17 protein-coding genes are annotated in these 23526 nt (G+C 72.7%); all 17 read right to left on the bottom strand.

Annotated features, from left to right (window positions below):
* Positions 1-16: 16 nt before the first annotated feature.
* Positions 17-1066 carry a C45 family autoproteolytic acyltransferase/hydolase gene (locus ACZ6I1_RS10240; RefSeq protein ID WP_469285266.1) on the bottom strand — a complete coding sequence of 350 codons (1050 nt, stop codon included), beginning with the start codon at positions 1064-1066 and terminating at the stop codon, positions 17-19.
* On the bottom strand, positions 1063-1701 hold the full coding sequence (locus ACZ6I1_RS10235) for a GNAT family N-acetyltransferase (RefSeq protein WP_469285265.1): 639 nt from the start codon (positions 1699-1701) through the stop codon (positions 1063-1065). Before ACZ6I1_RS10235 ends, ACZ6I1_RS10240 begins: the two co-directional genes overlap by 4 nt.
* 3 nt (positions 1702-1704) lie before the next feature.
* Positions 1705-2001: an acyl carrier protein gene (locus tag ACZ6I1_RS10230; RefSeq protein ID WP_469285262.1), complete on the bottom strand. Its 297-nt coding sequence runs from the start codon at positions 1999-2001 to the stop codon at positions 1705-1707.
* Positions 1991-3538: an AMP-binding protein gene (locus ACZ6I1_RS10225; protein ID WP_469285260.1), complete on the bottom strand. Its 1548-nt coding sequence runs from the start codon at positions 3536-3538 to the stop codon at positions 1991-1993. The genes ACZ6I1_RS10230 and ACZ6I1_RS10225 overlap by 11 nt, the downstream gene beginning before the upstream one ends.
* Positions 3535-6882: a non-ribosomal peptide synthetase gene (locus ACZ6I1_RS10220; protein ID WP_469285258.1), complete on the bottom strand. Its 3348-nt coding sequence runs from the start codon at positions 6880-6882 to the stop codon at positions 3535-3537. The genes ACZ6I1_RS10225 and ACZ6I1_RS10220 overlap by 4 nt, the downstream gene beginning before the upstream one ends.
* A complete protein-coding gene (locus tag ACZ6I1_RS10215; RefSeq protein WP_469285256.1) occupies positions 6879-9200 on the bottom strand; it encodes a class I tRNA ligase family protein in 2322 nt (773 codons plus the stop codon). The genes ACZ6I1_RS10220 and ACZ6I1_RS10215 overlap by 4 nt, the downstream gene beginning before the upstream one ends.
* On the bottom strand, positions 9197-10297 hold the full coding sequence (locus ACZ6I1_RS10210) for an NAD(P)/FAD-dependent oxidoreductase (protein ID WP_469285254.1): 1101 nt from the start codon (positions 10295-10297) through the stop codon (positions 9197-9199). The genes ACZ6I1_RS10215 and ACZ6I1_RS10210 overlap by 4 nt, the downstream gene beginning before the upstream one ends.
* Complete coding sequence (locus tag ACZ6I1_RS10205) at positions 10285-11604, bottom strand: lysine N(6)-hydroxylase/L-ornithine N(5)-oxygenase family protein (protein WP_469285251.1); 1320 nt, start codon at positions 11602-11604, stop codon at positions 10285-10287. The genes ACZ6I1_RS10210 and ACZ6I1_RS10205 overlap by 13 nt, the downstream gene beginning before the upstream one ends.
* A gap of 91 nt (positions 11605-11695) precedes the next feature.
* The gene (locus tag ACZ6I1_RS10200; RefSeq protein WP_469285249.1) at positions 11696-13060 is read right to left on the bottom strand and encodes an MFS transporter; all 1365 of its coding nucleotides are present in this window, start codon (positions 13058-13060) and stop codon (positions 11696-11698) included.
* Entirely contained in the window at positions 13050-14429 is a 1380-nt protein-coding gene (locus ACZ6I1_RS10195; RefSeq protein WP_469285248.1) for an ATP-grasp domain-containing protein, read from the bottom strand. Before ACZ6I1_RS10195 ends, ACZ6I1_RS10200 begins: the two co-directional genes overlap by 11 nt.
* Positions 14426-15646, bottom strand: coding sequence for a saccharopine dehydrogenase family protein (locus ACZ6I1_RS10190; protein ID WP_469285246.1), 1221 nt, complete (start codon positions 15644-15646; stop codon positions 14426-14428). Before ACZ6I1_RS10190 ends, ACZ6I1_RS10195 begins: the two co-directional genes overlap by 4 nt.
* On the bottom strand, positions 15636-16733 hold the full coding sequence (locus ACZ6I1_RS10185; RefSeq protein WP_469285244.1) for a saccharopine dehydrogenase: 1098 nt from the start codon (positions 16731-16733) through the stop codon (positions 15636-15638). The genes ACZ6I1_RS10190 and ACZ6I1_RS10185 overlap by 11 nt, the downstream gene beginning before the upstream one ends.
* Positions 16734-16844: 111 nt before the next feature.
* Complete coding sequence (locus ACZ6I1_RS10180) at positions 16845-18023, bottom strand: cytochrome P450 (RefSeq protein ID WP_469285242.1); 1179 nt, start codon at positions 18021-18023, stop codon at positions 16845-16847.
* Between the two features lie 75 nt (positions 18024-18098).
* On the bottom strand, positions 18099-19304 hold the full coding sequence (locus tag ACZ6I1_RS10175; RefSeq protein WP_469285240.1) for an acyl-CoA dehydrogenase family protein: 1206 nt from the start codon (positions 19302-19304) through the stop codon (positions 18099-18101).
* Positions 19305-19384: 80 nt separating this feature from the next.
* Complete coding sequence (locus ACZ6I1_RS10170; RefSeq protein WP_469285238.1) at positions 19385-21607, bottom strand: iron-containing redox enzyme family protein; 2223 nt, start codon at positions 21605-21607, stop codon at positions 19385-19387.
* On the bottom strand, positions 21607-22569 hold the full coding sequence (locus ACZ6I1_RS10165) for a beta-ketoacyl-[acyl-carrier-protein] synthase family protein (protein ID WP_469285236.1): 963 nt from the start codon (positions 22567-22569) through the stop codon (positions 21607-21609). Before ACZ6I1_RS10165 ends, ACZ6I1_RS10170 begins: the two co-directional genes overlap by 1 nt.
* Complete coding sequence (locus ACZ6I1_RS10160; protein WP_469285234.1) at positions 22566-23495, bottom strand: isocitrate lyase/PEP mutase family protein; 930 nt, start codon at positions 23493-23495, stop codon at positions 22566-22568. Before ACZ6I1_RS10160 ends, ACZ6I1_RS10165 begins: the two co-directional genes overlap by 4 nt.
* Positions 23496-23526: the final 31 nt, after the last annotated feature.

The following is a 23526-nucleotide window of genomic DNA, read 5'->3' as shown; positions in this document are numbered from 1 at the left end:
AGGGGCCGGGCGGCCGCTACAGGCGGAAGACCTGGGTGGCGCTGAGTGACGGATCGCCGGGCCGTACGTGCAGCTCGCCCCGGTCCGGCAGCATCACCACGGCCGCGACGGTCCGCTCGGCGCGGATGTCGCCGCGGTCCGGTACGCAGAGGGGCGGTACCGACAGCAGTCCGAAATGGGCCTCGGCGTCCGCGTCCGGGGGCAGATCGGCGAGTCCGGCACCGGCCGCCTTCAGCCGGCGGACCGAGGAGTTGCGGGCGAAGACGTTGATCTCGTCGCCCGCGACGAAGTCGGGGTGCAGGAAGTGGTTGGCGTGGACGGCCTCCGGGCCCTCCACGACGCGCAGTTCGTCGCCGAGGACTTCGACGTAGACGGCGCGCCCGCGGTCGCACAGGACGAGCGTGCGGGAGCTGGCCAGCGGCAGCCCGCGCAGGATCTCCAGAGCTTCGGTGACGCTGCCCGCCGAGTCCAGCAGGTGCCGGATGGCGAGGTACGGCGGCACGCCGGGGCGCCACTCGCCGCCCAGCACCAGGTTGAGGCCGATCGCGAGGCCGTCGCTGTTGAGGCCGAGGTAGCCGAGCAGCCCGCCGAAGCTCAGGACGAGCGAGCGCCGCCCGGGCCGGTCGGACCGCTCCACCTCCAGCACGCTCAGGTAGTCGTCCAGATCACCGTTGAGGTCGATGGTCTGGGCGAGGACCGGGACGCCGGCGCCGGTGCGGGCGTACGTCGTGCAGTCGCCCATGGTGGGCACCTTGCGGTAGCCCATGATCTCCCGGCGCAACTGCAGCAGCCAGGCCTCGTGCTCCTCGAGGCCGGCCCCGGCCGCGAGGCCGGCGACCTCCTCGGCGAGGGCGGGGACGGCCGCCGTGACCGCCGCCCGGTAGGCGGCGATCGACGGCAGCAGTCCGGCCGGCGAGACGGGCTCCTGCATGACCTTGTTCAGGCGGCAGAGCGAGTCGTCGAGGAAGGCGCGCAGGGGACCGGCCAGGGCCTCCCCGTGGGCGCGCCCCACGGCGAACGGGTCGCCGGACGCGTGGATGAGGGGTATCTCCCCGCCGCCGGTCATCGGGCGGCGCTCAGCACCGCGGCGTCCTGCGGCTCCTGCGGGGTGACCTTCGGCTTCGTGGCGAGCTCGGCCTCCACGCGGGGCCATTCGGCGCGCAGGACGCTGTAGAAGATGGCGTCACGGCGGCGTCCGCCCGGCATGAAGTTGAAGCTGCGCAGGGTGCCTTCCTCGACGGCGCCGATGTTGCGCAGTCCGCGGCGGGCCTGGATGTTGAGGATGTCCGTCTTGAACTCGACGCGTTCGGCCCCGAGGACGTCGAAGGCGTGGCGCAGCAGCAGGTACTTGGCCCAGCGGTTGATGCCCTTGCCGCGGAAGTCGCGGCCCAGCCAGGACCAGCCGATCTCCAGGCGCTTGTCGGCCTCGGCCATGTTGCCGAAGCTCATGCTGCCCGCGACGCGGCCCGAGGCCTTGTCGACGATGACGTAGACCGCGCGCCGGCCGGCCGCGTGGTCGGCGAGGCAGGCGTCGAAGAAGGTGGCGTAGTCGGCGTCGTCGGTGACCGCGGAGACGAAGTAGCGCCAGATGTCGGGGTCCATGGCGACGGCGCGGACGGCCTCGCGGTCGGCTTCGGCGACCGGCCGCAGCAGGACGTGCTCGTTCTCCAGGACCGCCGCAGCATTCTGGGACCAGGACATGATTCAGACCGCCTTGTTGTTGCTGTGCCGGGTGAGGGACTCGATGACGTTGCGCAGGGTGAGCATGTCGGCGAGGTCGTGCTCGGTGAAGTTGGCGAGGTCGACGTCGGTCGCCTCGCACACCTCGGTCAGGAAGAGGACCTTGTTGAGGGAGGTCAGGCTGTAGGAGCCGGCCATGTCCGCGTCGAGCTCGAGCTCCTGCGGGGGGACCTCCGGGTCGAGGACGGCGGAGAGGGCCTCGCGGGCCGCGTTCTCGATGACGGTGTCGGTGACGGTGTCGGTGACGGTCTCAGGGTGCATGGATTCCTGCCTTGCTGTCGTGGAGGCTGGTCCGGTAGGCGGCCAGGATCCGGGGTCGTTTGGGCTTGTACTGCGAGGTGAGCAGGTCGTTCTCGATGCTGAACGGCTCGTCGGCGATGACGACGCGGCTGATCCGCTCGTCCTTGCCGAAGGTCGCGTTGGTCAGGGCGAGTTGGGCGAGGACCGCGTCCGGGTCGGCGGGCAGGGCCGCCGGTGAGACGACCGCCACCAGGTCCGTTTGCGTGGGGCAGAACAGGACGCATTCGGCGATGGCCGGACTGGTGCGCATGTGCTCTTCGAGCGGCCGGACGATGACCTTCTTGCCGTTGTCCAGGACGATGACGTCATCGGCCCGGCCCCTGATGAAGAGGAACCCGTCCTCGTCGATGTAGCCGAGGTCGCCGGTGCGCACCGTGCCGTCCGCGGCGAAGACGCGCTCGGAGTCCCCCGGTTTGGCGTACGTGTAGCCGTAGCCCACCGGATGGTCGCTGCGGACGCTGACCACCCCGTCCTCGTCGAACAGCACCTCCTTGCCCGGCAGGACGCGCCCCACGCTGCCCTCGCGGGTCGCGCCGGGGTGGTTCTTCGCGACGATGCAGGTCTCGTTGAGGCCGTAGCCCTCGTAGATGGGCAGTCCGGCGTCCGTGAAGAAGCGCAGCATGGCCGCGTCGGCCGGTGCCGAACCGGTCCACAGGTAGCGGATCCGGTCGCCGAACAGGTGGCGGGCCGCCTCGGCGGCGGTCGCCGTGCCGCCCGAGCGCCGCATGCGGGACTCGACTTGGCGCTTGGCGGTCTCGTAGAAGGCCGGCACGCCCATGACCACGGTCGGCTTGACCCGGCGCATCGCCGCGAAGGCCGCCTCGTACGTGCTGATCGTGACGTCGTGCCCGTGGGCGAGCGCCGAGTAGATCCAGTAGCGCTGCTGGAGCAGCGACAGCGGCAGGAAGACGAACAGGTCGTCGCCCGGCGCGTGGTGGAAGATCTCCTGCACCGCCGCGAGCGAGCTGTCGATGCTGCCGGCCGTCGCACCGAGCCCCTTGGGGGTGCCGGTACTGCCGGAGGTGAACTTGATGGTGGTCACCTCGCGCGGGCCCCATGTGACGGGCTCCGGGGCCGGCGCCTCGCCGGGCTGCGCCGCCGGCTCCGAGAGTGCGCGTACCTCGCTCATCGGCACGACGGACCGGGTGGTGTCGGTGGGCCGGTCGGTGAAGAGCAGGGTCAGGCCGTAGCGTCCGGTCAGGTCGTCCGCCGGGTCGAACTTGCCGGGCTCGAACCCCGCGGTCTGCGCCTTCAGGCGCAGCGCCGCCAGATCCAGCAGCACCCACTCCAGGCTGTTCGCGGCCAGGATGCCGATCCGGTCGCCCGGCCCGACGCCCCGGTCCCGCAGGTGCCCGGCGAGCCGGCCGGCCCGCTCGTACAGCTCCGGCAGGCGCATGCTCTGCGTACCGTCGAGCCGGGCGAAGGAGATCCTGCCGCCGGAGGGAGCGGTGGTGACGATCCGGTTGATCACCGAGGTGACGGTGGCGGTGACGGTCATCGGGACGCCTCCGCCCGCTGCGCGTCGAGCGCCCGGCCCAGTGCGTGGACGCAGTCCATCTCGGTGAACGCGTCGAGGGGGACGGAGATCCCGAACTGCTTGCGCACGGCGGTCAGGATCCGTGCGGCGGCGATGGAGTCGCCGCCCAGCGAGCCCAGGCTGTCGTGGATGCCGACCTGCTTGCCGGGCAGCACCTTCGTCCACATCGAGACGAGGGTCCTCTCGGTCTCCGTGGTGGGCTCGCCGCCGCTGCGGGTCTGCGGTGCGGGGGCCGCCGCCGCGACGGCCGCCGTGGCCAGCTTGCCGCGGTCCACCTTGCCGTTCTTGGTCAGCGGCAGCTCCGCGTGCCAGACGATCGCGGTGGGCACCATGTAGTCGGGCAGATCACGGCGCAGCGCGTCGCGCAGCTCGGCGTCGGTGGGGCGGTTCTCGCCGGCCGCCACCAGGTGGGCCACCAGGCGGGCGCCCTGGGCGCCGGCCTGGCCCGCGACCACGGCCTTGGCGACGCCGGGGACGGCGACCAGGCGGGTCTCGACCTCGCCGGCCTCGATGCGGTAGCCGTTGACCTTGATCTGGAAGTCGCTGCGGCCCAGGATCGAGATGTTGCCGTCGGGCAGCATCCGGCCCAGGTCCCCGGTGCGGTACATCCGTTCGCCGCGCACGGGATCGTGGAAGAACCGTTCGGCGGTGCGTTCCTCGTCGCCCCAGTACCCGCGGGCCAGGCCGGTGCCCGCCGCGCAGATCTCGCCGGTCACCCAGTCGGGGGCGTCGAGTCCGTCCCGGTCCAGGACGTAGGCCCGGTTGTTGGCGTTCGGGCGGCCGTACGGGATGGACTCGCTGCCGTCCTCGTCCGGGCCGACCGGGTGCAGGATGTTCCAGATCGTCGTCTCGGTGGGGCCGCCCAGGGAGATCACGTCGAGGTCGGCCTTGAGCGTGCGCAGCGCGGCCGGCAGGGCCGGCGGGACGCGGTCGCCGCTCATCATCACGAGGCGCAGCGCGGGCGGGACCACCGCGTCCGCGACCGCCTGGTCGTGCAGGAGGTTGACGATCGCGGGTACGGAGTTCCACACCGTCACCCCCGCGCTCTCGCACAGGTCCAGCCAGTGGGCCGGGTCCACGGCCTTGTCCCGGTCGGGCATGACCAGGGCCGCGCCCGCCGACAGGGCGCCGAAGACGTCCCACACGGACAGGTCGAAGTTGAAGGCGCTGATGGCGAAGAACCGGTCGGTGGGGGCGATGCCGAAACGCTCGTGGCAGTCGGCGACCACATTGGCGACGTTGCGGTGGGTGACCATGACGCCCTTGGGCGCGCCCGTGGTGCCGGAGGTGTAGAGCACGTAGGCGAGGTCGTCGGGGTCCGAGCCGGGCAGGCGGGCGGGTACCTCGGGCGGGCCGTCCGCGCGGTGGGTGCCGCTGCCGGCGCCGTGGTCGGTGATGTCGAGCCGCATGACCTGCCGCTCGCCGCCGGTGTCCTGCCAGTCGGCGTTGGTGAGGACGCGGCGCACCCGGCCGTCGCGCAGCATGTAGTCCTGCCGCTCGGCGGGCAGGCCGGCGTCCACGGGCAGGTAGGCCGCTCCGGCCAGCACGGTGGCGAGGATGCCGACGATCTGCTCGGGGCCGCGGTGCATCACCAGGCCGACCAGCTCGTCGCGGCCGACGCCGCCCTCGCGCAGCCAGCGCGCCGCGGCGGCGGCCCGGTGCAGCAGCTCGCCGTAGCCGACCTCGCGGTCCGAGGTGAGGATCGCGGCCGCGTCCGGGGTCCGCAGGGCCTGCTCGACGAACGCGTCGCCGAGCATGGTCGGCGGCAGCGGGACCTGCGTGTCATTGGCCTCGCGGCGCCGCCTGCGCTGCGCCTCGGGCAGCAGGTCGAAGGAGGTGCGCTGCCAGGACGGCAGGGCGGTCAGTTCCTCGAGCAGGGTCTGGTAGCCGTGGGTGAAGGCGTCCAGCAGCCCCTCCGGGAACAGTTCGTCGATGCCGTCGAGCTGGACGACGAGACCGCCGTGCTGCTCCATCGCGAAGGCGTTGAGCCAGATCTGCGGGGTCTGGGAGACGGTGAAGACCTCCGGGCCGAACAGTTCCAGGGCCGAGCCGTCGGCCTCGGCGTTGCCGTGGCCGATCGCGCTGTTGAAGGTGAAGGGCATCCGGGCGCCCGCCACGCCGCCGCGGCGGCGCGCCAGTTCCTGCATGACCTGGCCGCCGGAGAAGTGCCGGTGGTCGAGGTCCTTGCGCAGCCGGGTCTGCAGGGCGCGGGCCCGCTCCGCGAAGGTGAGGCTGCGGTCCACCTCCGCCTCGACGAGCAGGGTGTCCGAGAAGTTGCCGATGGCCTCGAACACGCGGGGGTGGAGGGGCGGACGGTTGGCGACCGTGGTGTTGATCGTGAACCGGGCTCCGGCGCCCCAGGTGGCCAGGGTCTCCGCGTACGCCGCGAGCAGCGCCGCCGACGGGGTCAGGCCGGCGTCGGCGGCCCGCTCCTTGAGGGTCTCCCACGCCTCCTGGCCGAGGTGGACGCGGCGCTGGGAGAACCGGGACGAGGACAGCGCCGAGGGGCTCGTGCGCAACGGCAGGTCGGGGTGCGGGGCGAGCTCGTCGACGCGGGCGAGCCAGTACTCGCGCGAGCGGCGGGCCGGGGCGCGGTCCCGCCCGGCCTCCAGGGCCGTGACGTAGTCCTCGTACAGCAGCTCCTCCGGCGCGCCGGGGCCGGCGCCCTGGTACTCCCGCCACCAGGCGCGGAAGAACAGGAACATGCTGATCCCGTCCATGACCAGCCCGTCGTGGCTGACGTGCAGCACCATCCTGTCGTCGGCGAGGACGGTCACCTCGACGGCGAGCAGCGGCGCCCGGTCGGCGGGCAGAACCCGGTGCGAGCGCTCCTCGCGCAGTTCGCCGCGGATCCGGTCCTGCTCCTCGGGGCTCTTGGACCGCAGGTCGAGGCGGGGGATCCGCACAGGGGTGCGGCGGCTCTCGGTGACCTGCCGGTCGTCGGCGGAGAAGCGCGAACGCAGGGCGCTGTGGGCGTCGACGACGGCCGCCAGCGCCTCCTCCAGGCGGTCCACGTCCCAGGAGCCCTCGATCTCGTGGTAGACGTGGCTGGCCACGTCGCCGATTTCGAAGATGCCGCTGCGGCCCAGCAGGTAGGCGCGCTGCAGGGTGGTGAGGGGGAAGCTGGGGCCGTTCTTCTCCTCTTCGAGGAGGTGGGCGATCAGGTCTTCCTTCACGGCCTTGATCCGCGCGATGAACTCCGGTTCCATGTTCTGCCGGCCGCCCCGCAGGCGCAGGTCGGTGCCGGAGAGTTCCACGAACAGGCCGCGGTCCTCGATCTCGCGCAGTACCTCGCGGACGCTCATCGGGCATCCGCCCCGACCAGCTCGGTGACGGCGGTGTCCCCGGCGCGCTCCTCCACGAGGGCGGCGAGCGCGGAGATGTCCTCGGCGTCGCTCAGCTCGTCGAGGGTGACGTCCACGTCGAGGGCTTCGAGGATCTGGTACTGCAGCGTGACGGCTTGCAGTGAGCTGGTGCCGAGGGCGCTCAGGCCGCGTGCGGCGACCACGTCGTCGGCGGGCAGCTGCAGCAGGGTCCGTACGAGCCCGCTCAGCCAGTCGACGAGGCGCGGGCCGGCGGTGGGAGCGGGAGGGGCGGTGGGGGCGGCGCCCGCAACGGTGGCAGTGGTGGCGCCGGCGGCCGGCCGGTCGGTCCGGACGAAGAAGACGGCCTCGGCCAGGCGGATCTCGCTGCCGGGGGCGAGGAGTTCCACGGTACGCGGCCACGCGGTGGGTGCGGGCAGCGAGATCGCCTCGGCCACGCGGGCGGCGAAGCGGGGCATGACCGGGGCGGCGACGTGGGCGAGCAGCCGGGCCGCGGCGAGTTCGAGGGCGATGGCGGTGCGCGCCTCGCTCTCCCAGCCGGCGGTCTCGGCGAGCAGGCCCTCCTTGCGGGAGAAGCGCACGGTGTCGTGGACGATGCCGTCGAGTTCGGCGGCGGCCTCGTTGAGGGAGAAGCCCTCGGAGCCGAGGCTGGCGGAGATGGCGGCGAGGCGGTTGCCGAGGCGGCCGAGGAAGGCGGAGTGCTCCGGCGTCCAGGTACCGGCGTCGGGGGCCGCGCCGCCGTAGTGCTTGGCGACCCGGGATCCGAGGTCGTTCAGCCAGGCCTGCCAGGTGCCGATCAGGGTGTCTTCGAGGGTGGCCTCGTACGCGGCGCGCCGGAAGTTGGTGCGCTCGGCCTCGGGGCGGGTGCGGGAGAGGAAGTAGCGGACGGCGTCGACCGAGTCGGGGCCGAGGATCTCCTTGCCCCAGATGGCGTGGCGGCGGCTGGTGGAGAACTTCTGGCCCTCCAGCAGGTAGAACTCGTTGACGTGGTAGTCGATGTCCGGCGTCCAGCCCGGGAAGGCCAGCTTGTACAGGGCCGGGTAGAGCACCGAGTGGTAGAAGCTGTTGTCGTAGCCGAAGAAGTGGACGATCTTCCAGTCCTGCTGCGGTTCGGCGGCCTTCCAGTTCTCTCCGAGCCGGGCGCCGAGGGCCTGGATGCCGTACAGGAAGCCGTAGGACATCTCGGGCCACACCCAGATGACCTGCCCGTCCAGGTCCGTCTCGGCCGGGGGAACGCCCCAGGAGGAGGGATGGCTGACGGGGATGTCGAGGCTGGGGCGGCGGAAGAGGCGGTCGGTGAGCTCGCGGAGCCTGGCCGGGACCCGGCCCAGGCGGTGGTGGGCGTCGAGGTCCTCGCGGAACTCGTGCAGCGGAAGCGACCAGCGGGAGACCGGGCCGCGGCGCGGAGGTGCCGGGGAGAGGGCGGAGACCGGGCCGGTCAGGTCGGTGACGACGTTGGGCTCGCCGCACTGCTCGCAGATGTTGCCGCCGGCGCCCGAACCGCAGCCGGGGCAGTCGCCCTTGACGTCCACCTCGTAGAGGTACCGGCCGGTCTCGGCGTCGAACAGGGCGTCCGCCTCGGTGACCGTGACCCGGCCCGAGGAGACCGTACGGGAGAAGAAGTCCCGCAGACCGGCCCGGTACTCCGGTGCGGTGTCGGTGACGGTGTACTGGTCGAGCGAGATGTCCATCAGCTCGAGCGTCTTGGCTATCTCGGCGCTGTAGTGGGCGGCGGCTTCGGCCGGTTCGACGCCGTCGGCGGCGGCCGCGGCGACCACATAGCTCTGGTAGTCGTCGCTGCCGGTGAGGTGCCAGGCCTTGGTGCCGTTCAGCCGCTGGTGGCGGACGAAGACGTCGGCGCCGAGGTAGGGGCCCGACAGGTGGCCGAGGTGCAGGTCGCCGTTGGGGGTGGGCGGGGTGGAGAAGACGAAGACGGGGCGGTCGCCGAAGTCCTTGCGCTCGGCGCTGAGCGCCGAGGTGAGCGCGCGCCCGGCGTCGCGCCAGTACTGGGTGAGGAAGACCAGGTCGGTGTCCCCGGTGTTCTCCAGGACGTGGGACTCGAACGGCTCGAAGAGGACGACCGTGCCCGGGGCGGCGGGGTGGCGCTCGCCGTCGACGAGGAACTCGCCGCGGCCGCTGACGATGACGAAGAACTCGGTCTCGTCGTGCTGGTGGCTGTCGGAGCTGGTGCCGGGCGCGACCCGGCCCCAGCCGGCGCCGACGCCGAGACCGTGGATGTCGCTCATGTCGATGCCGAAGGCCTCGCTGAGTACGGTGGCGTCATAGGTGTTGATGATCACGAAACGTCGTCCTTTCCGGGGGACGGAGCGAGGAGCAGGTGCGCGGTCTGTGCCGCGATGGCGGGGGCCAGCCGGTACCCGGAGCCGCTGGCGGCTCCCGCGAACACCACGCGGCCGTCGGCCGTGAGCGGGCGGACGAGTGGTTCGAAGCCGGGGCCGTACGCGTCGCAGAAGACGCGTCCGGAGACGCAGTGCTCGATCAGGTGGGGTGCGTAGCGGGCCAGGACGGCGAGGGCCGCGTCCCGGTCGGCGGGGGTCAGGCTCGACGCGACGGTGTCCGGGTCGACGTCCCATTCCTGGCAGGTGTAGCTGAACAGCCAGTGCCCGCGCTCGTGGTAGGGCAGCAGGAAGGCGTCCTCGTCCTGGAAGACCACCGCCCGGTCGCCGGCGGCGGGCGGGACCTCGATGTGCAGGGCCACGATCTTCTTCACGCGGGCCCCGAGCGGTGCGACGAGGTCCTTCCAGGCGGGGGCCGCGAGCCAGGGGCCGGGGGCCAGGACCACCCGTCCGGCACGGAGCGTGCCGCCCGTGCCCAGCGAGAGCTCCACCGAGTCGGCGCCGGGCGTCACCGCGGTGACCTCGACGCCCTCGCGGAACTCCGCGGTGCGGCGCAGATCGCGCGCCAGCAGCTGGGTGAGGGCGTGGACGTCCGCGTACTGGCAGCCGTCGCCCTCCCAGGCGGCGGTGCCCTCCGGCAGCAGGGCGGTCGCGCCGGCCACCTCGCGGACGGGCCGCAGCCGCGCCTGCGGCAGGTAGACCTCCTGCAGCCGATCCTGCGCCGAAGCGGGTGCCACCACCGTCATGTCCAGGCTGTGGATGGGCAGTTCGGGGCGGGCCGCCTTGAGCGCCGCGTAGCGTTCCTGGCTGTGGGCGGCCATGGCCCGGATCCGCTCCGAGGAGCCGCGGGGGAAGTGCAGACCCGCCGAGCGGCGGGTGGCGCCGCTGCCGACCGCGTCCCGCTCCACGACCACCAGACGGGCCCGCGGCTGCCGGGTGAGGATCTCCTGGGCGATGCTGAGGCCGAGGACGCCGCCTCCGACCACCGCGATGTCGTACGCCTCCGGTTCCCGCGGCGGCGGGGTCATCACGCGGTCCATGCGGCGCTCGCCTCGGGGGACTTGGCGGACCACTCGATGAAGGACGCCAGCTGCTCGTCACTGCGCACCCCGCACAGCCGGTCCGCGATGCGCTGGCTGCGCCAGGCGTTCAGGCTGAGGTTGGGGTCGGCGAGGCCGCGCTGCCCGCGCGCGGCGTTCTGGACGAAGATGCTGCGGTCGGCCGGGCCGTCCCAGCGCACCGCGAAGTCCTCGTCGATGCGCAGTTCGTCGCCGTCGCGTTCCAGCCGGTCGGCGATCGGGGCGAGGAAGTCCATCCGGGCCGGCCGGAAGCCGGTGGCCCAGACGACGACGTCCGCGTCGAAGTGCTCCGCGGGGGCGCCGGGCTCGTCGTTGTGCCGGACGGTCAGGTCCCAGCCCCCGACGGGGTTCTCCTCGACCGCGACGACGTCCCGGTTGGGGTGCAGCCCGACGAGGTCGCTGTTGCCCTCCACGAAGCGGTGGACGTAGACGGCCTGGTAGACGTCGCGCAGCGTGGACTCGGAGATGCCGTCGCTGCTGAGGACGTGCTGGGCGTTGAAGCTGGCGCGTGCCTCGGGGCGCAGGCCGTAGAAGTAGTCCGAGTGGGACGGCATGTAGTAGTCGTTGGTGAAGGGCGAGTCGTCGATCGGGAAGTAGTTGCGGCGGCGCGAGATCCACGAGACGCGGCGCGGCCGTTCGCCGGCGGGCCGGGAGATCAGGTCCAGGAAGGCCTCGGCGCCGGACTGGCCGCCGCCGACCACGACGACGCGCTTGCCGCCCAGGTTCCGGGCCGCCTCGACGTAGTCGTTGACGTGGAACTGGGTGGGGCCGAGCGTGCCCTGCGGCGGGACCCAGGGCTGGTTGCCCACGCCGACGACGATGTTCTCGGCCGTGACCGTGCGGCGGTCGGTGCGCAGGGTGAAGACCTCGTCGAAGCCGACCTCCTCCACGGTCTCGCCGAAGACGACGTTCGGGTTGCGCCGGGCCGCCCAGGCCAGGTAGTTGCGGAACTCCAGGCGCGGTACGTCGGCGAACTGGGCGTTGAGGAAGTGGTACACCCGGCCCTGGTCGTGCAGGTAGGACAGGAAGGAGAAGGGACTCTGCGGGTCGGCGAGGCTGACGAGGTCCTTGAACATCGAGACCTGCAGGGTGGCGCCGGGTATCTGCTGGTTGTCGTGCCAGCCGAAGGCTTCCTTCCGGTCGATGAAGAGGTTGTCCACCTCCGGACGACCGTGGAGCAGTGAGGCCAGGCTGAGGTTCGCGGGGCCCACTCCGATGCCGATGCAGCGGTAGTGGTCGGACCCGGGGCGGACGGGGTTGGTGCTCATGCGGTCGTCTCCTTCGAGGCGTGCCGGCGGCTGACCGGCCGAGTCGTGCTGATGACGGCGGTACGTGCGGCGGTACGTGCGGGGATGCGGGTCACTTGGCGGACGCGGGTTCGGGCACGGGCACGGATTCGGGCACGGGTTCGGGCGCAGGCGCGGGTGCAGGCGCGGGTGCGGGCGGTCCGGGTGCGGGACGGCGTACGGCGATGAGCCCGAAGACCGTCGCGAGCAGCGACCCCATGGCCACCACGGGCCACACGAGACCGTCCAGCCGCAGGTAGAGCCAGCTGCCGATCATCGGACCCACGGCGGTGCCCAGACCGAACACGAACTGGAAGCTGCCGATGTACCGGGAGCGCAGCCTCGCCGGTCCGGCGGTCGCGGGGTAGGCGAACACCGCGGGGCCGCCGATGATCTCGCCGATCGACCAGATGAGCGTGCCGACGATCACGGCCGCGGGTCCGATGGGCAGGCCGTAGAAGGCCACACCGGCGCCGACCAGCGCGAATCCCAGACCGATCGTCACCTTCAGCGGCCACTCCTGCGAGAGCTTGGTGAGCAGCAGCTCGAAGGCGATGACGATGAACCCGTTGAGGGAGACGGCGAGGGTGTACCAGAAGAGCGCCAGCCCCTCGTCCTTCATGTAGAGCGGCAGCGTGGACAGGTACTGCATGTACACGGCCGCGTGGCACAGGGCCGCGATCAGGTACAGGAGGTACCGGCGGTCCCGGAGCACCGCCGCGTACCCGCCGGGCGCCGCGTCCGCGTCCGCGTCCGTCGTGGCGCCGGCCGGGGCGGGACCGACCCGGGCGGGCAGGGTCGCCCAGGCGAACACGGCGTAGGCCAGGGCGATCACGGCCTCGCCCCAGAACAGCAGGGTGTACCCGTGGCCGCCCGCGTTGTAGAGGGCGAACCCGACCAGCGGCGCGGCCGTCGCGCCCAGGTTGAGCCCGAAACGGTACATCGCGAAGATCATGACCTGCCGGTTCTCGGCGGTCAGTTCGGCCAGCAGTGTTGCCGACGCCGGCCGGAACAGCTGCGAGCCGAGGCTCACCAGGGCGATCGCGGCGAGCAGCGCCGGGAAGCTCGGCACGTAGAGCAGGGCGGCGGTGAGCACGCTCGTGCTGCCCATCGAGACGACCGTGGCGTTGCGCACGCCCATCCGGTCCGCCAGGGTGCCGCCGATCAGCGAGCCGACGACGGCTCCCGCCCCGTAGACGCCCAGGGCCAGGACGGTGTGTCCGTCGGAGTAGCCCTTGGCGGTGAGGAACAGGACGAGGAAGATCTGGAGGAAACCGCTGAGGCGGTTGACCAGGACCCCGGCGAGCACGGTCTTCACCGCGAGCGGGGCCTCGCGGAAGGTGCCCCAGACGGTGGCGCGTTGCTCCTTCTCCGCGGTGGCGGCGGCGGTGGCGGCGGTGCCGGCGTCCGCGGCCTCGGTGGTGGTGTCAGAGGCCATGTCCTTCCGCCCTCCCCACGGTCAGCGTCACGGCGGCGCGGACCCGGCGCTCCAGCTCGTCCAGTTCCTGCGCGGAGGGTGCGTCGATGAGGAAGGTGACCGCCCGGTCGTCGGAGCTGGCCAGCGGCGACAGCCGGGCGCCCTTCTCCTTGAGCACCAGGACCGCCCGCAGCGCGGCCGGGTCGTCGGCCTCGCCCGGGGTGATCTCCGGCCAGATGCCGCCCTCGCCGACCCAGACGGGGGTGATCCCCGGCCAGTCGACGGAGACGTTCTCCAGGGTGCCGGGGGTGTGGTCCAGGTAGACCTGGCGGGTCCAGCGGCGCGGCGCCGGGTAGTCGGCGGGCTCGCCCAGCGCGATCTTGACGATCTCGGGCTCCAGGGGCCGGCCGGTGGCCAGGTGGTACAGCGCGAGCAGACCGTCGCCCGGCGTCCGGGCGGCGACCTCCATCAGGTAGGCCCGCCCGTCCGCACCCGTGCGCCACTCGGCGTGGGCGATGCCGTCGCGGAAGCCGAGGGTCCGCAGCAGCCGGCGGTTGGCGTCCAGCAGTCGGCCGTCCACCCCGGGGCGGGCGCTGGGCACCGAGTGGGACAGCTCCACGAACGAGCGGGCGTCCGACTCGGTGGTCTCCTTGCTCGTGACCGAGGTGAAGACGATCTCGCCGCCCTGCACCAGGCTCTCGACCGAGTACTCGTGGCCCTCGACCTTCTGCTCGACCAGCAGGGTCTCGTACTCGGGGTAGCCGGCCAGCTCGGCCCGCAGCCCGGCCGCGTCCGCGACCGTCACCACGCCCGAACTGGAATGGCGGGTGGCGGGCTTGGCCACCACCGGGTACGGCAGCCCGTCCAGGGCGGTGTCCTCCCGCTCCCCCGGCGGGATCACCAGGGAGGCGGGGCTGAACTCGTCCAGGTACCAGCGCTGCAGGTACTTGCTGCGGCAGGCGCGGGTCGCCCGCAGCCCCGGGCCCGGCAGGCCGAGCGCGTCGCCCAGCAGGCCGGTCGGCTCCACCAGCGTCTCGCCCACCGCGTACGCGCCGACGATCGTGTACCTGTGCCGCCAGGCGCGGGCGCGGGCGATGAACCCCGGCAGGAACGATCCCTCCTGGTCGAGGGAGCCGTCCACGAAGGCGATGTCGTCGAGCAGGAACGCCGGGTGCTCCGGGTCCTTGCGGGCGGCTTCCGCGGCATCGCGGTAGCCCGCCGGTGTGATGAGCAGGACCTTCAGGCCGCGGGCGGCGAGCTCCGCCAGGTAGCGGGGGTTGCGGCAGACGACCCAGAAGGCACCGGTGAGGACGAAGGCCTCGGGCGCGGTCTCGGGCGCGGTCTCGGAACCGGCCTCCACAGCGGCTTCGGGTTCTGATGCGGTGGTCATGCGTCGGCTCCTCGGGGGGCGGGGACGGTGTCGGTGAACGTGCTGCCCAGGCCGTTGGAGTCCAGGAAGGCCATCCAGTGGCCGGCCTCCTCCTCGGACTGGCCGGCGCGGTGCAGACCGGGGGGCAGCGCCCCGGCCAGCAGGCGGGTGACGCCGTAGGCGATCGGCAGCGATACGGCGCGGGCCATCGCGCTCTCCGACTCCTCGCCGGTCAGGTCCATCAGGTAGGAGCCCTGCCAGCGCTTCCCGTCGGCGGCGCGTACGTCCAGCGCCACGGAGAGCACCACGCGGTCGCGGTCGGCCTCGGTGGTCGGGTGCCGTTCGGCCAGCTCCTTGGCGAGCCGGCGGACCTGTGCCTCGTCACCGGAGGCCACGACCTGGAAGACCGGTTCCCAGGCGGCGCGCCAGCCGGCGTTGCGCAGGGTGCCGCGGACGAAGGTGCGCAGGTGCCAGCCCTCGGGGATGCCGTACTGGGAGACGAAGGGGACGCTGTCCCGGTTGGGGTAGACCTCGAAGTCCTCGCCGGCCAGGCGGTGGACGGTGGTGGCCTCCCACGGGCGTGCGGCGGTGCTCTCGACGCCGTCGGCGATGTGGCGCGCGGCGGAGCCGAGAGCGGCGAGCACGCCGTACGGCGCCCAGCTGAAGCGGTAGCGGAACGCGTTGGGCACGGCGGGGATGCCGCCGCAGTAGGAGGTGAAGTCGACCGACTCGGCGGTGTCCCCGATGGCCTCACGGGCTCGTGCGACCAGCAGGTGCGCCATCAGGTGGTCGATGCCGGGGTCGAGTCCGGCCTCGGTCAGGACCACGATGCCCGCCTCGGCGGCGCGCTCCTGGAGCCCGGCGATCTCCTCGGAGACGTAGCTGGTGCAGGCGAAGTGCGCCCGGCGGTCGATGGCGAGGCGCAGCAGCCGGGGGTGTTCGGCGGCGGGCAGCATGGACACGATCACGTCCCCGGCGCCCACCTCGGCCTCCAGGGCCCCGTCCGTCAGGGCCCGTACCTCGGCGTGGCCGGTCAGGCCCAGGGCGGCGAGCCGGTCGGCGGCGCGCTCGGCCGTGCGGTCCCACAGCACGACGTGGCCGGCCTGCGCGCACAGCAGCCCGAGGCCGCTGCGGCCGGTCGAGAGGCCGGTGCCTATCCAGTGGACGGTGCCGCCGGCGGGCACCGGGGCGGGCACCGGGGCGGGCACCGGGGCGGGCGCTATCCGGTCAGCGGGCATCTGCGTACTCCTTGCGCTCGTCGTCGTCCGCGCGGTGCCCGGCGGCTTCGCCGTTCCCGGTCCCGGCGACGGCGGTCTCGAATACGCCCAGGCAGCGCGCCCAGACCGGATCGGCCCCGCCGAGGTCCGCCAGGACGGGCCACAGCTCCGCCGAGAAGGCCCGGCTGGCCTCCACCGGGAGCAGCGAGGGCAGGTTGTCGATGGCGATGAGGTCGGCCGGCCGGTCGCCGTCGCGCAGGCGGCGTACCGGCCGGTCCCAGTCGGTGAGTTCGGTGTAGACCGGCAGGACGTTGCAGGCCGAGGTCACGTCACAGGTGACGTCCGAGACCACGGAGAGGCGCCGGGGGCCGTCGAGGTCCGCGTGGGTCAGGAACGGGGGCGTGGGCCGGTTCATCAGGACGGTGTTGACGAGGATGTCGTGGTCCAGCAGGGCCGCGCGGTCCAGCGCGGCCGTCTCCTGGACGTCCCACCGGGTGGGGGTGAGGCCCGCCGTGGCCAGGGCGTCGCACGCACCGCGGCCGCTGCGCCCGAGGGCGCCGATCACCAGCGCGCTCCCGTTCTCGCCGGGCTCCTTCAGCAGGGCGTCCAGCGCCTCCAGGCCGGTCGGGACGAGCGGGGTCCGCAGCCGCCCGCGCCGGTGCAGGACGGCCAGCGCCGCGCCGACGTAGCCGGCCCAGTAGCCGAAGGCCGCCAGCCGCCGGCCGTCGGCGCTGGTCAGGTACTCCAGGTCGAGGAGTGCGCCGCCGCCCGCCGTGAACCGGGCGAGCAGCTCGCTCGCCCCGGTCTGGCCCTTGTAGGCGTGGCCGAAGTAGATGTGGCGGTGGATCAGCTCCTCGGGGCTCTCGGGGAGCTCCTTCAGGCCCAGGACGTGGGTGCTGCCGGGCGCATCGGTCCAGCTGCCCGTCTCGGCGGGGCGGCAGCCCGCGGCGAGGTACTCCTCGAGGGGGAAGACGCGCTGCGCCGATTCCTCGACGGTGATCTCGACGCCCCGGCCCACCAGGCGGGCGGCGTCCTCGGGGACGAGGGGCGCGCGGCGCTCGCTCGGCCGGGATTCGGCCCGCATCCAAAGATGTGGATTGTCTGACATGTGGTTCGTTTCTCCCTCATGAGGAAAAGCGCTGACTTATTGCTATAAGTCTGAAAAAAAATGGGCAGGCGGTAGCCTTGGGTGTGCTCACTGCGGAGGCGGATCGCGCCGCTACAGCACCGGGATCCGCGCGTTGGCCAGCGGCCGGTACGTCACTTCGGCGGGCCCGAACGGCCCGGAGGGCAGGTGTGCCGGGTCGAACCCGGAGTCCAGCAGCGTCCCGACGACCGCGCCGGCCATCGCCACCGCCAGGTTCTCTCCGGGACACCGGTGGGCGGCGGCGCCGAAGGTGAAGACCGCCGGCGCCTCGCGGCCGGGCCGGAAGGCGTGCGGTTCGGGGTTGACCGCCGGGTCCCGGTTGGCGGCGGCGAGCAGCACCAGCACCTGCTCGCCCGGCGCGACCTGTGCGGCGCCGTGCCGGAACGGCTCGGCGGCGAAACGGCGGGTGTTCTGGATCGGCGCGTCGTGCCGGACCACCTCGCGGACGAACGCCTCCCGCTCGGCCGGGGACTTGGGAGTCTCCTCCCTGGTCAGCGCCAGCAGCGTGTTCCCGATCAGGCCGGCCGTGGCGTCGTACGTCTGGGACAGGAACCCGACCGCGTTGGCCAGCAGCGGGGCCGTCCGGGTCCAGGAGGCCTCGCGCGCCGCCCGTACGAGCGCGGCGAGCAGCCCGGCCCCGGCCTCCTCTGCGGCCCTGGCGGCCCCTGCGGCCCCTGCGGCCTCGATGCCGGGGCCGAGCAACTCCCGCAGCCCGGCCGCGGCGAGCGCCGCCGCCCGCTGCTGCTCCGGGGTGGCCAGGGCGGGGATGCACTGGACGAACTCGCCGATCAGCCGTGCGGCGTGCGCCGATCCGTCCGCGTCCAGCCCGCACAGGCCGGCCACGACCCGGGCGGGAACGGCGAACATCAGCTCCTCGAAGGGGACTTCGCCGCCCGTCGCGAGGGCCGCCCGGGTCTGCTCGGCGGCCAGCCGCGCGGCGTGCGCGGGATCGGCGGTCCCCAGCGCCTGGGCGACCACGCCCTTGAGGCGGTGCTGCAGGTCGCCGTCGGTCATCCGCACCAGATCCCCGAACACCTCCCCCGCGGCCGTGCCGGCGATTCCGGCGGGCACCGGCTCGGCCACCGGGCGGACCCGCAGGGCGGCGGAGCCCAGCACGGCGCGCACCGCCGCCGCGTCCGCCGCGACCCAGGCGTTCACGGCCGGGTCGTAGGCGAAGGGACGCTCGGCCACCAGGGCCGCGTAGCCGGGGTACGGGTCCGCCAGCCTGACCGCTTCGATCGGGTGGGTCATCTGGATGCTCCTTGCTGGGTGCTCGGCATGTCGGTGCCCGGGGCCGGGCGGGGGCGTCGTTGGGGGAAGCGTGCGTCAGAGATAGCGGGCGGGAAGCGCGGCGCGCCGGGCGTCGAGGGTGCCCGCGATCGTCAGCCGCATGACCTCCGAGGTGCCCTCGTATATCCGCAGGGAACGGATCTGCCGGTACAGGCGCTCGGTGACGCTGTCGGCGACCACGCCCGCCGCGCCGAGCACCTGCACGGCGGAGTCGACGACGTGCTGGGCCTCCTCGGTCGCGTACAGCTTGGCGATGCTCGAATGCCGGGCGAAGCGCCTGCTGCCCTGGTCGGCCTCCCAGCCCGCCCGCGCCACCAGCAGCGCGGCCGCGTTGAGCCGCACGTCCATGTCGGCCAGCGTCGCCTTGGTCAGCTGGAGGTCGATCAGCTTGTCGTTGCCGATTCGCCGGGTGCGGGCGTGGGCCAGTGCCGTGTCGGCGGCCCGGCGGGCGAACCCGAGCGCCGCCGCACCGACCGTCATCCGGAACCGCTCCAGCAGGTCCATGGCGATGACGAAGCCCTTGCCCGGCTTGCCCAGCACGGCTTCCCGGGGCAGCCGGCAGTCCTCGAAGGAGAGGTGGCCGAAGGCGCGCGGAGCGACCGCGTCCAGGCCGTGGACCCGCAGGCCGCGGGAGTCGGCCGGGACGAGGAAGGCGCTCAGCCCCAGCGGGCCGGGGCCCTCGCCGGTGCGGGCGATGACGACGTACACGTCCGCGATCCCGGCGTTGGCGATCCACGCCTTCTGACCGTTCAGGACGTATCCGCCGTCCTCGTCGCGCTCGGCCCGCAGCCCGACCGAGGCGATGTCCGAACCCGCCTCGTGCTCGGAGACCGCGAACGCGCCGATGAGCGAACCCCGGGCCATCCGCGGCAGGTAGCGCTCCTTCTGCTCCTCGCTGCCGTACCGGATGACCGGCGTGGCGGCGAGGGCCTGGATGGAGAAGGCGAAGTCGGCCAGGTCCTCGGCGTAGGCGAGCGCCTCACGCGTCAGGCAGATGCTGCGGAAGTCACCGGGCAGGGCGTCGGGCGCGGTCCGCGGGTCCAGGAAGGCGAGCCAGCCGTCCTCGCCGAGCGTGCGGACCAGTTGCCGTCCGGCCTTCTCCGGGCCCTGTCGGCGGACCTCGTTCCACAGGGGGGCCCGGCCGTCGCACCAGGTGCCGATGGCGTTCGCCAGGCCGCGGTGCCGGTCGTCGTAGAAGGGGAGGGCCAGGATGTCCTGATCGAAGGCGCTGGTGAGTTCCAAGACAGTTCTCCGTGCGAGGGGGCGGGCGTCGGCGGGTACGGCGTCAGGCGTCAGGGCGTCGAGGGCGGCCCGGACGATCGTCAGATGAGCAGGCCGGCATCGTCCTCGTCGGCGTGAGCGGCGGCCGATGGCGACGCGGCACGGACCTGCCCGACCAGCTTGTGCTCGACGAAGTAGGCGAAGGAGGCGTAACCGCGCCAGATGCGGCGCCACTCCCGTTGCACGGCTTCCTCGCCGGAGGTACGCCGGACGCCGTCGAGGTAGGAGACGATGATGTCGGCCGACTGCCGGGCGTGCCCGGCGGAGAAGTTGTCGATCGACAGGTGCGCCTGCTCGTAGCCCGCATCGAGGTTGTGGCTGCGCAGCTTCTGTATCTCGTGCAGCCGCATCGCTCCGAGCCCGAACATCTCGATGCCCAGGTTGTAGCCGAGGATCTCGTTGTAAAGGGTGTCGGGGAACAGCGCCAGGCACACCTGGTGGATGGAGAACCCGTAGAGCCCGTCCGGCAGATCGCCCTGCTCCAGGAACTCGTCCTGGCGGATGTGCGGCAGGTGGATGTCCATACTGGCCAGCACCTGGTGGATGAGCGTGATGTGGTTCTTGTCGAGGTCGCCGCGGCCCATCTCGTCGGCGTAGATGGAGAACAGCATGTGGTCGCTCTGCCGGTGGTTCCGGCCGAGGTTGCCGATGCGCTGCGCCCAGGTGCCGTCGATCAGGCTGCCGAGGGCGAAGGTGCTCTGCTCGAAGATCACGGTGTCGCGGTCGGGGATCTCCGTGAGGGGCTGGTACGGGTTCACCAGCTTGTCCCAGTAGATCGCCTCGACGCGCGCCATCAGCGCCTCGGGCGTGTAGTCGAAGTACTCCGCGTCGGTGAGGATGCCGCCGGCTCCGTGCGTGAACAGCACTTCCGCGTCGGCGAGGTTGGCTTCGGCCCGGTCGCGGGCGGTCCCCAGGATGTGGGGGAACTGCTCGATGTTGACCACGCGGTGGAACAGCTGCCGGTCGTCGAGGCCGGAGGGGGCCTCGACCAGGACCGTATCGGCCGGGTCGCTGCCGCGCAGCGCCTCGGACCAGGCCAGGGCCTGTGCGTCGCCGGCGGTGTTCGGCCGGAAGTCGAGGTCCGCCGGCTCACCCGCCGCGATGGCCTGCGCCCACGCGGTGAACACGGCCGCCTCGTGCTCGTCGAAGATGCCGAACATCGGCCCGCCGAACTTGATGGACCGCAGGAACCGGCACACGCCCTCGCGGGCGGGCTTCATCTGCCGGGCCTCGCGGAACTGGCCGACGAAGGCCGCCAGATCCATGTTCTCGTCGTCGAGCCACTCCGACAGCCGCCGGTCGCCGAGGCGCACGCTGCGGTGCTGGCGGCCCGCGTACGGCGCGTGCCGGGCCACGATCCGTCCGACCTTGGCGTCCAGGGACAGTCCGTCGTGCCAGTCGGCCAGTTCGCCGAGGAGCGCGGTGTGCTCCCGCTCCAGGCGCAGCACCAGCTCGATCGCGCGGGTCGTCCGCTGCCGGTCCTGCGCGCCGGTCGGCGAGCTCTCCGTCAGCGTGAGGTACTCGGCGAGGACCGTACGGGCCTGGGCCTCGTCCAGGAAGGGAGTGGCCGTACCCAGCAGCAGGTCGTCGATGCCCAGGGCGGCCACGGCGTAGTGCACGCCGACCACTTCGGGCAGGAAGGAGGCGGGCAGCCGGGAGAGCGCGAGGTAGAACGAGGCGTGCAGCGCGGTCAGCGGTCGCGCCTCGGTCTCCTTCAGGAAGTCCACGGTCTCGATCTCGGGCAGGTGCACCTCGAGCTCGGCCAGCGCCCGCCGCCGTGTGGCGAGCAACCCGCGCTCGGGGGTGCCCTCACCCTGGAGGTGGAAGTACTGGCCGAAGAGCCGGTTGACGATGACCGACGGCTGGGTGGCGGTCTGCGAGACGTTGTCCAGCCAGCAGCCGGCGAGCAGCATGAGGGGTGCGCGCTGGCGCAGGACGAGGCGGTACGTCTGCGAGCCGCGCTCGCGCAGGCCGGCCAGGTCCGGTTCCAGGGCGGTGCGGGCCTGCCGGACGCGGGCGGCGATCGCGTCGGCGTCCGCGGGGGCCTCGTCCCCGGCCGTGGGCAGGAAGGCGTGCAGGGCCCGGCGGGCGACGAGCAGGGTCGTCTCGCTCTCCTGGTCGTCGAGGAGTTGCCGGAAGATGCCGGCCGGTCCGGCGTCGAGGACCGCGGTGGCGTCCTCGGCGGCCTTCGGGCTGAACCGGAAGGGGCCGCGGGGCAGGGAGGTGGTCCGGTCCGGGAGGGGGAATCCGGTGTGCGCGTTCATCAGAACTCCGAGGTTTCGTCGCTCGTCGGCTGCTGGGCGGCGGACAGCTTGCGCAGGAGTACGCCGACGCGTACGCCCGGCACGCTCGACGCCAGGAGGTAGAGACCGCCGTCGCGCAGCGCTCCCGCCCCGGCGCGGTCCACGAGGTTGATCAGGGGGTCGGCGGCGAAGCAGTGCCCGACGCGGGCGATGTTGTCCAGGAACAACTGGTCGGCGCTGAACCCGGCCTGACGTTCCTTCAGGACGGCGATCGGCTTGAAGAGGTTCGGGTGGAGCAGGCCGTCCACGTCCTTGAGGGTCAGCTCGAGGGGGGTGAGGATGCGGTCGTTGACCACTCGGGCCAGGTCCGAGCTGATCTCGTTGGACCAGCCGAGCGAAGGCAGGTCCTGCGCGGAGGCGCCGCCGAGGATCTCGTACGCGTCCTCGCCGTACGGCCGGGCGCTGACCAGGCAGGCGGCCGAACCGTCGCTGAACAGGGCGAAGTTCTCCATGCGTGTCGCCTCGTCGGATATCCGGTCGGTGGTGACGACCAGCACGGTGCGGTGCTGCCCGGAGGCCACCAGCGCCTGCGCGAGGCGCACTCCGACGAGCAGATTGGTGCAGCGGTTCAGGGTGACGCCGGTGAAGGCGGCGTCGGTCAGCCCCAGTCCGGTCATGACCGCCTGGACGAAGCCCCCGTGCGTCCGGGGTCCGCCGGGGAACCGGGTCGAGCAGAGGATGAGGGCGTCGACCTGGTCGGGTCCCGCCCCGGCCGCGGCGAGCGTCGCCCGGCCGCTCTCCACGGCCAGGGTCTCCAGGTTCTTTCCGGTGCGGTGGATCGTTCCCCAGCCCCACAGCGAGGCCTTGGCCGGCATGCGCAGCTCGGCGGCGCGTGCGGTCAGGTTCGTCATGGTCGTGTGGTCGGCCGGGTTCTCGCCGAGGACGTAGCGCGGGGCGGACAGATGGACGGAGGTGGCGTTCACCGTGGGGAGTCGCTTTCCTGACCGGCCGGCGGGGCCGGTGTCATCATCGCGTTGGCTGCGGGATAGGGAAGGGCGTCCGCTCCGAAGCCGAAGGTCCCGTGGGTACGGATCTCCTCGGCGGCCCGGACGACCGAACCGAGCGCCGCCCGGGCCAGCGCCGAGCCGACGCTGATCCGTCGTACGCCGAGTTCGCCGAGCTCGGCCACGGACAGCGGCAGGGCGGGCGAACCCATCAGGACGTTGACCGGGCGCCGGACCGCGGCACACACGGCGCGCACCGCCTCGGCGTCCGGGAGGCCCGGCGCGTAGAGGACGTCGGCGCCCGCGGCCTCGTACGCCTGGAGCCGGCGGATGGTGTCCGCCAGGTCGGATCGGCCCTGGAAGAAGTTCTCGGCGCGGGCCGTCACGGTGAAGGGGAAGTCGAGCTCCCGGGCGGCGGCCACGGCCGCGGCCACGCGCTCCACGGCCTCGCCCAGGGGGCGTACGGGGTCGTCGGCCCGGCCGGTGGAGTCCTCGATCGAGCCGCCGACCAGACCGGCTGCGGCGGCGAGCCGAATGGTCTCGGCCACGTCCTTCGGCGTGTCGCCGAAACCGCTCTCGAGGTCGGCGGAGACCGGCAGGTGCGTCGCCGCCACGATCTCCGCGGCGTTCGCGAGGATGTCCCGCCTGCCCACCTGATGGGTTCCGTCGGGCCGGCCGAGGCTATAGGCCAGCCCCGCACCGGTGGTGGCGAGGGCCGCGAATCCGAGGCCGGTCAGCAGCCGCGCCGTTCCCGCGTCCCACGGGTTGGGGATCACGAAGGGCTCGGTGCCCTGGTGGAGCCGGCGGAAGGCCAGGGCGCGGGCATGCTGGTCGGCGGGGTCGACGGGGCATGCGGGGTAGCCGGGGTATTCGGGGTCTTCGGAGGGGGTAACAGGCAGGTTCACGGCAGGAGTTCCTCTGTGGCGCTGGTGTCGT

This window comes from Streptomyces sp. NPDC046303 (assembly GCF_055588085.1).
The sequence above is the reverse complement of the archived record's forward strand: the minus strand, read 5'-3'. Positions and strand labels throughout refer to the sequence as shown.